Here is a 12,627-nt window from a genome sequence, read left to right on the forward strand (position 1 = left end):
TTATCAAATCCCCCTCGGATCAAGGTTTGGCGGAGTAGCAGAAACTACATCGCCCTCCTCTAAGCCGGACAGTATTTCTATATTGGCTCCGTCTGTCACACCCAATGTCACTTTTGTTTCCACTCTTTCTCCATTCGGAGTAATTACAGTAACCAATCCCGTCCCTTGTCTACCCGCTATTACCGACAGCGGCAATATAAGGACATCATTTCTCGTTGTCGCCGTTATGACTACCGTTGCACTTTGCCCCGATTTCACATCGACTGTTTGACTGATCAAGCATTGCAGAATGCCCTCTTGCGGCACGATTCCCGTAAACGCATTTTCATCTGCGGCAGGCGACACCACGGCAATCATATCGGTTGGTCCTACACCATCATATACTTGAAATTTTGCTTTCAACTCTGCATACTCCGGTAAGGTACTCAAAAAATTATCTGCCTCTACATTGAGGGCAAATCCTGTATAATGCACTATCGCTACGGGATAATTACTCGGTACGCTTTCATTGGATGGGGCAATAGAGGTAATTGTACCATCCACCGGAGATTTCAATTCTTTGCCGTTCACAGTTCCAATAATTTGCCCGGCAGTGATTTTTTCTTCTAATTCTACCGCTGTATTAAATATGCCATTTTCGGGTGAGGAAATAATAAACGGTACTGCCGGAACAATAGTCGTTTGCGTTGAAACGGTTGGAGTAATTGTCCCTCGTACAACTGATACCGTTTTTTCTGCGGATGTTGCGCTATCTGTAAGATTGTTTTCGTCTGTCTGCCCAATTGCAGAGCAGGCAGATAGCGTAAATACAAGAAACAAAATAGAACATAGCAGCATTTGTTTTCTTAGCAACTTCATCATTCCTCCTTATGCTGTATCACAAAAAATACGAGCCTCTATCTTGATACTTTTATTGTACCAAAACAAAAGCCCGTATTTTCTTGATTGCTCGTAAGATATTCCTCTTTTTTTCTATGCAAATTCTTACAATTTTCCTACGCCAACGGCAAAGTAATTGAAAACTTGTTTTGATCCTCTTGGCTCTCTGCAACGATTGTACCATTGTGTAGTTCAACAATCTGCTTTGCAATCGCCAAACCTAATCCAGCTCCTCCACTGCTTGTACTTCTCGCTGCGTCAAGCCGATAAAACTGCTCGAAAATCCTGTTTAACTTTTCTTCCGGCAGAGTATCGCCGTGGTTACAAAAAATAATGCTGACCGTATCTTCCTGACATTGTGCGCTGATCGTGATATCCGTATTTTCAAAACTGTAGATAACCGCATTTCTCAAAAGGTTATCAAAAACACGCTGAATTTTGTCTGCGTCACATCGAAGCATTATATCATCATCAACACAAAGATTACATTGCAAATTCTTTGATTTGAGCATAGGCTTAAATTCATATACAAGTTGCTCCAGCAGGCGAGTTAAATTGATTTTCGTGTATTGTAATGTAATATCGTATATATTGAATCGTGTTATCTCGAAAAACTCGTTAATCAGATCCTCTAACCGTTCTGCCTTACCAAGAGTGATTGAAAGGTACTTTTCTCGAAGTTCCTTTGAGATTTGCGACTCATCACGCAGTAAAGTAAGATACCCGATTACAGAAGAAAGCGGTGTTTTCAAATCGTGTGCAAGATACATAATCAGGTCATTTTTTCGCTGCTCATTTTCTTTTGCAAGCCTTGCATTACTTTCAGCCTCTTGTTTTAACTGATTGATGTTAGCGGCGATTTCACTCAACTCCGGGGACATTTCAATGTAACTGACATTCTGATCGAACATTTTTCCTGTCGCAGCCTGTACCTCGTACACATAGGCGACTACTTTTTTCAAAAGTAGGTATGTCAAGTATATAATACAGCCACCCCACACGATTACAGCCACTATATAAAGATATACTGTTCTGTAATATAAGTAATAATACAAAACATACTTGCGGAGAATTTCCTCTGCCATAATTCCTAAAAGAAAAGTACCGCCAAAAATAAGCACAGAGCAAATCGCACATTGAATTACATACCCTTTGAACAAGGTAGAGAGCAGATAGTTTTTTTCTTTTTTATTCAATTTCATACCCTACCCCCCAAACAGTTTTAATGAACTTCGGATTTTTTGAAGGTTCATTCAATTTTTCCCGAAGCCGCCCAATGTGCGCCATTACCGTATTGTTACTGTTGCGAAGATACTTTTCTTTCCACACGGCTTCAAATAATTCCTCCGAGGCGACAACTTTACCCTGATGTTCGCACAGATACCACAGAATAGAAAACTCCAACGGAGTCAAGGCTATTTCTTTGCCATACAAGTAGCACTTGTGGCTGACTCTGTTTATCAGTAGACCTCTGATGTCATACTCGTCTTTTTCTTCGGATTGGCTCAAATTAGGACTGTTATAGCTCTGATAACGCCTTAATTGCGTCTTTACTCTTGCCACAACCTCTAAAGGATTAAACGGTTTCGTTATATAATCATCCGCACCAATCGTAAGCCCCATAATCTTGTCGCTATCCTCAATTTTGGCGGTAAGCATAATAATAGGGAAGTAAAACTTTTCCCGAATTTTTTGGCAAAGTCGAAAACCATCAATATCCGGCAGCATAATATCAAGTATCGCTAAATCAATCTGCGACTGTTTGATACATTTCATCGCCTCTAACCCATTATAACATTTATATACTGAATAACCATCGTTACTCAAATACACTTCAAGCAGATCAACGATTTCTTTTTCGTCATCCACAATTAAAATCTTCTTGTTCATTGATCCTACACCTCATTTTCGGGTACGGCTTCCATTATGTCGCCAAAATCACACTCTAAGTATTCGCATATATTCAACAGCACGGGAAGGGTAACATTTTCATTTTTTCCGAGTTTCGCAAATGTACTTTTGCTTGCCCCGACCGCTTCTCGTAATTGACTCTTTTTCATTCCCTTGTCAATCAGAAGTTTCCAAAGTTTGTTGTACCGTACTTTCATTTCCGCACCTCCACCCAAATATAGTTTGTATTATAGCACTTTGAGAGTGAAATCGCAATTATTAAGTCTGTATTTTGAGACTTTTAGTTTTCAAACCGGCACAATATCTTTCTGATATGTAATCCAACCGCCTGCAAAATGCAGGCGGCTTGTGTATTTTAATAGGCAGGTGCGCCGTAGCCAAGAATCTCGTAATAACCGATAGAATACTCATTGACTCGGCAACTGTCGCCGGAGTTGCCCTCGACCGTATAAACCTTGCCGTCTTCGACCTTTTGAACAATACCCGTATGGTCGGATAATCCATCCTGACCACTTTCGTCTGCCCAATCGAAGAAAATAATCATTCCGGGGGCAGGCTCGGCGCTGCCATCCAGCCATTGTCCACGATCCTTAAACCATTGTACTCCGTTGACACAGCCTGCATATTTTGGGATAACTCCAGCGTCGATATAGCCGCACTCGTTGGCACACCAAGATACAAAGCAAGCACACCATTCTACACGGGAGTTAAAACCGTACCACGACCAATACGGCTGACCGCCCACATTGCCAACCAGAGAGAGTGCAACGGTCACGATCTGTCCGTCGCCGCCTGTAATGCCGTAAAGCACCTGTGACCAAAGGTAATTGTTTTCATCTGCAAGCAGTTCAGCGAGGTAGCCTTTCTGTTCTTCGTTAAAACCATATTGCGCCGCCATTTCCTCGGCAGTCTTGTGGCTGACGGTAATATACAGATAGGTTTGTGTGACCGTGCTTTCAGTTTCCACGATATTACCGTGTCCGTCATCGGTTTCGGTAATAACTGTTTCGGTCTTGCTCTCTGTTCGGGAAGATATTTGATTCATCTCCCAAAAGATGTCTTTTAAGAGTTGCTTTTTGCCATCGTCCATTGTGGCAACCTCTTGGGGGTTATCTTGATCCGTATTCGTTTTTACAGAGTAAACGGCAAGCACCTCTTTCCAAACGGCTCTGCTGCCACTCATTTCAAGAACATCATAGGATACCGAGTTCTTTTCCTCTTGCAGCTTGGTATCGTATTCGGTATTGATTTCCTGCACAACGGTCTGCATACTCATTCCAGTGCCGGAATCTTCGTCTGAGAAGAAAATGCCAAATACTGAGCCGAGGATCATACCAATCAGGCAAATCACGATAATAACCAAAACCGCCACCCAGCCGCCTGCGGCGATAGCGGCAATCAAGGCTTTCGTTCCGGCAATAATCGCTTTAATGGCAAGTGCGGTCGCTTTGGCAATCGCCTTTACCGTAACCACGGCGGCTTTTGCCGCAGCCCTTGCCGCTTGTGCTGCTCTCTGTGCAGTTTTAACCGTAATGATTGAATCCACCTAAAAATCCTGGATTGCTATGCCCCCGCTTATGCCCCTTGTCATCATAATGGTTTAAACCGCCAAAGAATCCTGGTCGACTCTCACCTACTTTATGCCCGTTATTGTCATAATGATTCATACCACCAAAAAAGGAAGGCGAACTATGTCCGATTTTCTTTCCATTTGCATCATAGTCGTTCATACCACCAAAGAATCCTGGTCTGCTCTCGCCTACTTTTTTCCGTTTGCATCATAATGGTTTATGGATCCAAAGAATCCTGGTCTGCTATATCCTTTTTTACTCATAATGTCACCCTCCTGACTCTATTAGCCTCTTGTTTGATCTCAGAATAACACACTTTTCTCATTTGGAAGTCGCATAACAGGCGACATTCTTTTATCGCATTTACATTCATTATACCATTTATAATTCTTCCGACAATACGCAATAAAGCCGGAAGCCACGTTATCATCCACGACCTCCGACTCGTTCTGCTTATTCTACACTGTCCTTACACCCAAATCAACTCCTCTCTCCGTTTTATCTTTTCCCTGCTTTTCTTGAATAATCCTCTTATTGATCTCAAGCCGTTCATGAATGGATAATTTCTTATCTTTTCCATCTACCGCCTGCTTCTGCTGTGCCGGTTTTCTATCTGTTTTTCCTACATCCTTAACAACTTCATTCGCTTCGGTACTTGTTACCCTCTCATCTGCTCTTCCTTCATATCTTTCTGCTATCTGCTGTTCTCATCTCTCCTTCACACCTTTTTCCTCCAGATTGCAAAAACTCTGCAGATACGGAAGCACATGATTCTGCATGTCTGTCAGATCTTCCATATACTTTTGGAACTCTTCACTTCCTTTGCCTTTCTGGTAATTGATCCAATACTCATCTGTAAGCTTCATTTCATTATCATACTTCAACTGACTCACAATACCGCCATGTCCATTTCCAATATCCATTGACTTCTTAAAATGATGCAGCATCTGTTCACCTTTTTCCGCATAATATACAGTCACATATATCTTTGCAATTTTTGTAGGTTCCTCTGTCTTCGGATCACGTTTTGCATACCATTCTTTATCCATTTCTGCTGTTTTTGCATCCAGCTCAGACAGCTTCTGACATCTTGGATTCATGAGATCACTTTCTTCACAATAGTTTACATACACCATTGGTTCCATATCCTTTAGAAGTTCAGGTTCATAGGCTTTCAGTCTTTCAATCAATACTCCTGCACGAACAGACAGATCGCATTCTTCGTCTACAATATCCTTCAGATATGAAATATAGGAATGAATATTTCCACTTCTCAAATCCAGCATTACTTCCTGCACCGTATTTTCTCCCCTCTCCACATTATCTCGATACTCATACGGATCAAAAGCTTCTGCAATCTCATCCAGTGCCTCTGCCAGCTGTTCTGTGGTCATTTTCTCAGGATACATTGCTTCTCGAACATCCCTCATCGGTACATACTTGTAGTCCGGCAATGCTTCATGAATTTTCTCGATCCCTTCCCGTACCAGTGCAAGTTCTCCATAAAATCGAACATCATCCATCAGATTTCCGAATACGGTATTCCCTTTAACGATCGCAAATTCGGCTTCATCATAGTAACTGTCTTCCGGATCACGATAAATAATTCCCATTGAGCATCCCAGATACGCAGTTTTAGGATTCTCCCTATATTTTTCATAGACCGCAGCAATCTGATTAACATCGGTACTTTTTTCATAAGCTCCCATATCATGGAACTCATCACATTCTGTGGCGAAATATTCCAGATAAGGCTCTTTCTTCGGTGGCATATTATTAAGGACGTTATCAATCATGTTATAATTCGCCTCTTCCAGTTCCTCCACCTTTGCCAAAGGCTTATATTCGCCCTGGCTTTTCTGAATCTCTGCCATTACAACTTCATCCATTTCTTCTACTTTTTCCATCAACTGATCATAATCTCCACGGATGCGTTCTCCAGTCCAGCCTTCGTCTTCCAGAAGTTCCTCTGCCGCTTCTTCAATAGAAATTTGATCATTTTCATAGACGCCACCATCCATCAGACGAAAATCTTCATCGTAAAACGAATAATCATATCCTTCTTCTGTTCTCTGAATAGCAAAGTAACGTTCTCCTACCTCATATGCCAGTTCACTAAGAACCTGTTCTTCCAGATTCAGGAAAGAATCCAGCTGTTCAAAACTGATACTGTCTACAAAATGAGCGGTTACTTTTTCCCCGTCATTCAGAACTATGATATCACTGACAGACAGGGAATGCCCACGGAAATCTTCCGGTCTATCAATGTTGAACCTTTCAAAAATATCATCCAGTGACATATTTCCCGATAATTCCCCAACATAGACCAGCTTATAATCTTCTTTTTTTATCTGCATACCATCAAGTGGCTGTAAGGAAATGGGAGTTGCTCTTTTTTTAGATGGCATCTTTCAGCACCTCCTCCGTCACTCTCCGATAAGCTTCTGTAGCTTTGCCTTTCGGATCATAAGAGAAAATACTCTGTCCTTCTCTGACTGCTTCCTTCATTCTTACAGAAAATGGAATATAATTATCAAAGATATGAATTTGACTTCCATATACATTTCTGAGAAGTTCCATGTTATTTCTGGCATCATTCGTATGAGCATCGACCATCGTAAACAAAATACCTCCGACTTGCAGCTTCGGATTAATCTGCTTACGGACCTTACCGATTGTTTTTAACAACTGCTGCAATCCTTTGATTGGCAGGTAGGATGCTTCAACTGGAATGAGGACTTCATCTGATGCAGCCAGCGCATTAATCGTAATCATTCCCAATGATGGCATACAATCAATGATGACTACATCATATTGATCTTTGATACCATATAAAATCTGTTTCAATACATATTCTCTACTCATTGCATTTACCAACTGTACTTCCGTACCTGCCAGTCCAATGTTAGAACAGATAATGTCTATCCCCTCTGCCTGATGTCTGATAAAACATTCGGAAGGAATATCTTCATCTTTCATTACAGCATCCATAAGAGCAGTAAGTGTTTCATTACTGTCATCACAATCACGATATCCAAATCCTGCGGATACATCAGACTGTGGATCGGCATCTACAATCAACACTTTCATATTCTTTTGTGCTAATCCTACTGCTAAATTAGCTGTACATGCGGATTTTCCCGTTCCCCCTTTTTGGTTTACAATAGAAATAATTCTAGCCATTTTTCATCACCTTTCATCGTCATCAATCAAAAAGAGGACTGAATTAGACATCCGGAATCTATATTCCGTGCGAGCTAATTCAGTCCTATAATTACAATAATTCTGTTGTTTTTACTCTTGTCTTACACAAATCCATTTCCAGTCTGAATCTGTAATAATTCATATTCTGGAATGACAGCGCTGCTTTATTTTTCCCTTTTCAGGAAATTAAAAATAAGGACTAAATTAGTGCAACCCCTTGTATTTACTGGAGTTTTCTAACTTGTCCTTATTATAACTCGACCATGAGGTGTAATCTTCGGTAACGGTTCTTCATGCTTGCTGTTGTACTTGTCTACAAGTTTTCGGAATACAGCTTCATAATTTACTGCCACTTGTGGATTGCCATTGCGGTTGATGAATAAAAAAACACTATATCCGTCAATCACAAGGTTCTTCTGTTTCCTGCGGTGTTTCAGTATGTTTTGAAAGGCTTGATACACTTCGTCGCTCATTGTCTTGTAAATATATTCTTCTGGTGTAGGGCGTTTATTTCCAAAATACTTTTTGAAATTTGTCTGCACCTCTGGGTCGGCACTATCCATAGCTTCATCAATCGTTGCTTCAATATCAGCCCGAACATCAGCCAATGATACACCGCCAGCCTTTGCACCAGCTTTTAATGCCTTTTTTATATCTCGTTTTCTTAGACTTATCATATTTAACCTTTCTTATCATAATTGCAAATTTATAAATTCATCAGTATTAAAACTGAAATTCAAATACGCTACTAAAATCATTATTCAAGACATAATAAACTTTGTTTTTATTAAATATCCATACGAATTGTTTTGTGTACAATATTACAATAACTTATTATGGAAATTATAGCCATAATCCCCCACAAAAAGAGAAAAGGAAAATTAGTATAACTCATAGTAGAAATAACATTTGCTGAACAACTAGCTATAATAATTGCACTGACAATCGTTGTCTGCACAGACATTTTTATAAATCCTATTTTTGTAGCTACTATGCCAACGCATAAAGCGTACACAGAACATAATAATAACTCACTCCATATTTTAATGATATTTCCAAAAGAAAAAGTATCGGGAACTAGAGGGAATATGCGTTCAGTAATAAAGAAAATTAAAAAAATCAAAGCACTTCCGAGAAGCATACCACCAATTCCACTAAAAGCTACTAATAATACTTTCGCTTTCAAAAGGGTAGATTTATCAACAGGATAAGTAAACAAAAGTAAATTAAGTTTTCCAGCATACTCTTTGATGATAAATGTTGAAAACATAACAGAAATTAAAACAGCGTAAGCTACGGTTTGCAAAGCATTTATTAAAGTCCAAATATTTTCATATGTTGAAAATTCGATAGCGTCCACTTCACCGCCTGCATAAGCAATTAAGGCAAATGTGTATAAAAATCCCAAAATCACTAAAGAGATACTGTTCCTTCTGTTCGTAATAAGTTAATAGACACCAACACTCCCAATATAGCAGGAAACATTGGACTTCAGAAATGGGCAAATAAGGAAAATTTAAAAATTGTCTCTGCTGAATATAACAAGATGTTCACACATAATCTACATAATTTTTCAGGACTTGAAGACCGCATAGCCTTGTTACATATGCAGCAAAAAGAGGTAAATACCTCTGTTGTTTCTCTCGAGTCTCAGATACGCCATCTTCGAGAAATGCTAAAATATGCCGAACAATATCAGAAAAATAAAATTTACGACGACCATTATAAAAGCTCCAAAGATCCAGATCGTTATTTCCGTAAATATGAATCTCAAATTATTCTTTTCGCGGGTGCTGAACATATTTTACAGGAAAATGGCATGGATCTGAAGCATCTTAATTCCAATAAGTTACAAGAGCAAATTGCAGATCTTATTTCCAGAAAGGAATCACTAAATACTCAATACGTTTCTTTTAAGCAAGAAATAAAAGAGTTGGAATTGATACATCAAAACCTGTCCAAATATCTCAAACAGGATGCTCCTGAAATACAAAGATCTTCTCATAACCAACTCCCTTCTTTGTAAAACCATAATAATAGGCAGCGATTTCACTCGCTGCCTAAATTCCCGTTAAACCGATATCCTACACCTCGTACTGTTTGTATATATAATGGTTGTCCAGGATCATCTTCTATTTTTTCTCTGATATTGCAGATATGTCGCATAACCACATTATAATCACCGGAATAAGGTTCATTCCATACCAGATCATAAACCATTTCTTTTCCAAATATTCTACCTGGACTTTTCGCTAAAAGAAGTAAAATATCATATTCATATTTTGAAAGATGAACATCACTATCATTCTTTTTAACAATTCGTTCCTGTAGATATATTTTTAATTCTCCAAACCTTATAATTTCCGGTATGAATTGGTTTTTATGTTCCCGACTAGTCAATATGTTTTCACTTATGCTTCCATTAGCATCTGTGATTCTCTCAATAATTTCTATCTTTTTCACCTTTATTGCCTCTACATTATTAATTTTATATTCTATATATCATCTGCCATTTGACTTTTTTCTTCTACAAGTAATATAATATATTTATTACATATGTAGGATTTAGCAGGAGGATTTTATTATGTCACTACCCCAAATTTCAGAAGCCGAATTTGAAGTTATGAAAATTGTATGGAAATATGCTCCCATCAATACAAATGAAATTACAGAAAAACTTACTCTAACTACCAGCTGGAGTCCAAAAACAATTCAAACTCTTATCAAGAGACTTGTTTCCAAAAAAGCTCTTTCCTACGAAAAACAAAGCCGGGTATTTGTCTATACTCCATTAGTCCAAGAAGATGAATATATACGCCAGGAAAGCAATTCTTTTTTTAAGCGATATTATAATGGAAATCTTTCTTCTATGCTGGCTTCTTACCTTGAAGACGATAAGCTCTCTTCAACAGAAATTGATAACTTACGCCATTTATTATCAAAACATCAGAAATAGGAGGTTTTGAATGAGCAACTGGATTATCCACTTTTTAATCAGTAATATCTTCATATGTATTTTTACACTTGTAATAATCGGAACAAAAAAACTTCTGAAAAAATATTTATCTGCGGCTACACAGTACCATCTCTGTTTTCTTTTATTTTTACTACTTGCCGTGCCATTTTTTCCTGTACAGATTCATGGCTCACAACTTTTTTCATGGTTACATTTTTTTCAAACTGACTCAGGACTTAACTCTGGTACCGACACGCTATCCGAACTTACCAGTAATACACAAAATATTTTGTTAAACCAGGTGAATGATTTTTCAGTTTCCATCAGTAGTCAATTTTCTGGAGGCTTGAATACCATACTCTTTCTAATATGGATAACGGGTGTTATGATTATGTCAGTCCTCACCCTTCATTCATTAAACTATGTACGTTCCATAAAAAGATCTGCTCTCCCGCTTCAAAATCAGCAGGTAAAAACTATTTATTACAATTGTTTAAAGGAACTTAAAATCTCTCACCCAGTATCAGTCTACAGTACTGCATTTTTAAAATCACCAGTTTTAATCGGAATAATACATCCCAGAATTTACATTCCCATCCATTTAATTTCCGAACTGAATCCTGATGATATGCGTTTTATGCTGCTACACGAATTACAGCATTACCGTCACAAAGATACATTTATTGGCTTCCTCATGGTCATAAGTAATATACTCTACTGGTTTAACCCTTTTGTTTGGTACACTTTAAAAGAAATTCTCTGTGACCGTGAAATAGCCTGTGATTCTGCTGTATTGCAGATGATTTCTGCTGATGAATACCAAGCTTATGGAACTACACTGATTAATTTTGCAGAAAAAATATCCTCTTTTTCCTCTCCACTGTCAGTTGGAATGTCCGGAAATTTCAGGCAGATGAAACGACGTATTCTCAACATCGCCGTTTTTAGGAAAGAAACTCTTTATCAAAAAATGAGAGCATTGATAATTTATCTGGTCATTAGTGCTGTTTTTATTGGATGTACACCCATTTTATCCATTGATGCCTCTACTCAAAGCGTATATCATTTTAGTAATACAGACAAAAATATCTCCCTGTTAGATATATCCGAAACATTTGGAACATATGATGGATCATTTGTTTTGTATGACAATAATTTGGATTCCTGGAAAATATACGATCTTGAAGAAGCCACCAAACGTATTCCGCCAGAGTCTACCTACAAAATATACGATGCATTATTAGGGTTGGAATCCGGAATCATCACACCAGAACACTCTTCCATGACATGGAATGGTGATGCCTTTCCTTTTCCATCCTGGGAAGCTGATCAGGATTTAAACTCTGCTATGCAAAATTCCGTTAACTGGTATTTCCAGGCAATTGATTCGCAGCTCGGAATTAACAGAGTCCAGGAATTTTTGAATAAAATAGAATATGGAAACCAGACAACCAGTTCAAATCTGGATTTATACTGGTCCGATTTTTCATTAAAAATCTCGCCTTTAGAGCAAGTAACATTATTGAAAAAATTTAACACAAATGAATTCCATCTAAATTCCCAAAATGTATTTTCTGTTAAAAATGCTATAAAAATTGCCAGTACACCTAATGGTAATTTCTACGGAAAAACTGGAACCGGTCGTGTCAACGGACAGGATATCAACGGCTGGTTTATCGGATATGTAGAAACTTCCGATAACAGCTATTATTTTGCAACCAATATCCAAAGTGATTCTAATGCAACTGGCAAAAAAGCATTTGAAATCACTTCTGATATCTTAAAAAAATTACATATATGGAATTAACAAATATGAAAGGGCTGATAGTTGTTATCAGTTCTTTCTTTTTATTCTATATTGATATTTGGGAACTTCTTTCGTACCATTATTCAGAATTTTATTCCCCATATATTTAAAACTCTTATCATCGTTGAACTTAACAGTCAGCTCACTTGTAATAACGGTATCATTACATATAAATGTATCACATACAGCATCAACAACCAGCACATTGTTTCCCTCTCCGATATCTCTTATTTCAACGACCTCCGGTAAAGATGTTCCAAAATAAGTAGTGCTGTATCCGGTTAGTAACAATACTTTAC

Annotated in this window: 13 protein-coding genes and 2 pseudogenes; 3 read left to right on the forward strand and 12 right to left on the reverse strand. The window is 38.2% G+C overall.

Translation table 11 applies throughout. From position 1 onward, the window contains the following. Positions 1-3 precede the first annotated feature (3 nt). From NQ550_RS13030 to NQ550_RS13075, 10 genes and pseudogenes are all read right to left on the reverse strand, one after another. A complete protein-coding gene (locus tag NQ550_RS13030) occupies positions 4-861 on the reverse strand; it encodes a hypothetical protein (RefSeq protein WP_025580548.1) in 858 nt (285 codons plus the stop codon). A gap of 134 nt (positions 862-995) precedes the next feature. After that, on the reverse strand, positions 996-2,081 hold the full coding sequence (locus tag NQ550_RS13035) for a sensor histidine kinase (RefSeq protein ID WP_025580549.1): 1,086 nt from the start codon (positions 2,079-2,081) through the stop codon (positions 996-998). Beyond that, positions 2,068-2,769 carry a VanR-ABDEGLN family response regulator transcription factor gene (vanR, locus tag NQ550_RS13040; RefSeq protein WP_004853366.1) on the reverse strand — a complete coding sequence of 234 codons (702 nt, stop codon included), beginning with the start codon at positions 2,767-2,769 and terminating at the stop codon, positions 2,068-2,070. The genes NQ550_RS13035 and vanR overlap by 14 nt, the downstream gene beginning before the upstream one ends. 5 nt (positions 2,770-2,774) lie before the next feature. Beyond that, complete coding sequence (locus NQ550_RS13045) at positions 2,775-2,987, reverse strand: helix-turn-helix domain-containing protein (protein WP_008703822.1); 213 nt, start codon at positions 2,985-2,987, stop codon at positions 2,775-2,777. A gap of 158 nt (positions 2,988-3,145) precedes the next feature. Then, positions 3,146-4,336 carry a CHAP domain-containing protein gene (locus NQ550_RS23080; RefSeq protein ID WP_025580550.1) on the reverse strand — a complete coding sequence of 397 codons (1,191 nt, stop codon included), beginning with the start codon at positions 4,334-4,336 and terminating at the stop codon, positions 3,146-3,148. Further along, positions 4,314-4,520, reverse strand: coding sequence for a hypothetical protein (locus NQ550_RS13055; protein ID WP_012744284.1), 207 nt, complete (start codon positions 4,518-4,520; stop codon positions 4,314-4,316). The genes NQ550_RS23080 and NQ550_RS13055 overlap by 23 nt, the downstream gene beginning before the upstream one ends. 299 nt (positions 4,521-4,819) lie before the next feature. Next, a pseudogene (locus tag NQ550_RS13060) lies at positions 4,820-6,721 on the reverse strand (YodL domain-containing protein); the annotation flags it as partial. A 37-nt stretch (positions 6,722-6,758) separates the two neighbouring features. Then, on the reverse strand, positions 6,759-7,544 hold the full coding sequence (locus tag NQ550_RS13065) for a ParA family protein (protein WP_008703831.1): 786 nt from the start codon (positions 7,542-7,544) through the stop codon (positions 6,759-6,761). Between the two features lie 497 nt (positions 7,545-8,041). Next, positions 8,042-8,242: pseudogene (locus NQ550_RS13070) on the reverse strand (hypothetical protein); the annotation flags it as partial. A 110-nt stretch (positions 8,243-8,352) separates the two neighbouring features. After that, positions 8,353-8,979, reverse strand: coding sequence for a hypothetical protein (locus NQ550_RS13075; RefSeq protein WP_008703836.1), 627 nt, complete (start codon positions 8,977-8,979; stop codon positions 8,353-8,355). A gap of 192 nt (positions 8,980-9,171) precedes the next feature. Between NQ550_RS13075 and NQ550_RS13080 the strand changes: the two genes are divergently transcribed. Further along, complete coding sequence (locus NQ550_RS13080; RefSeq protein WP_243151995.1) at positions 9,172-9,591, forward strand: hypothetical protein; 420 nt, start codon at positions 9,172-9,174, stop codon at positions 9,589-9,591. A gap of 23 nt (positions 9,592-9,614) precedes the next feature. Here the strand turns inward: NQ550_RS13080 and NQ550_RS13085 are convergent, their stop codons facing one another. Then, on the reverse strand, positions 9,615-10,028 hold the full coding sequence (locus tag NQ550_RS13085) for a winged helix-turn-helix domain-containing protein (protein ID WP_118516226.1): 414 nt from the start codon (positions 10,026-10,028) through the stop codon (positions 9,615-9,617). A 118-nt stretch (positions 10,029-10,146) separates the two neighbouring features. Between NQ550_RS13085 and NQ550_RS13090 the strand changes: the two genes are divergently transcribed. Then, on the forward strand, positions 10,147-10,521 hold the full coding sequence (locus NQ550_RS13090) for a BlaI/MecI/CopY family transcriptional regulator (RefSeq protein WP_025580540.1): 375 nt from the start codon (positions 10,147-10,149) through the stop codon (positions 10,519-10,521). A 10-nt stretch (positions 10,522-10,531) separates the two neighbouring features. Continuing rightward, on the forward strand, positions 10,532-12,328 hold the full coding sequence (locus tag NQ550_RS13095) for a BlaR1 family beta-lactam sensor/signal transducer (RefSeq protein WP_025580542.1): 1,797 nt from the start codon (positions 10,532-10,534) through the stop codon (positions 12,326-12,328). A 27-nt stretch (positions 12,329-12,355) separates the two neighbouring features. On the opposite strand, the gene NQ550_RS13100 is transcribed toward NQ550_RS13095, so the two are convergent. Then, the gene (locus NQ550_RS13100; protein WP_025580544.1) at positions 12,356-12,619 is read right to left on the reverse strand and encodes a DUF6070 family protein; all 264 of its coding nucleotides are present in this window, start codon (positions 12,617-12,619) and stop codon (positions 12,356-12,358) included. Between the last annotated feature and the right edge of the window lie 8 nt (positions 12,620-12,627).

Source organism: Blautia wexlerae DSM 19850, from assembly GCF_025148125.1.
GTDB classification, from domain to species: domain Bacteria; phylum Bacillota; class Clostridia; order Lachnospirales; family Lachnospiraceae; genus Blautia_A; species Blautia_A wexlerae.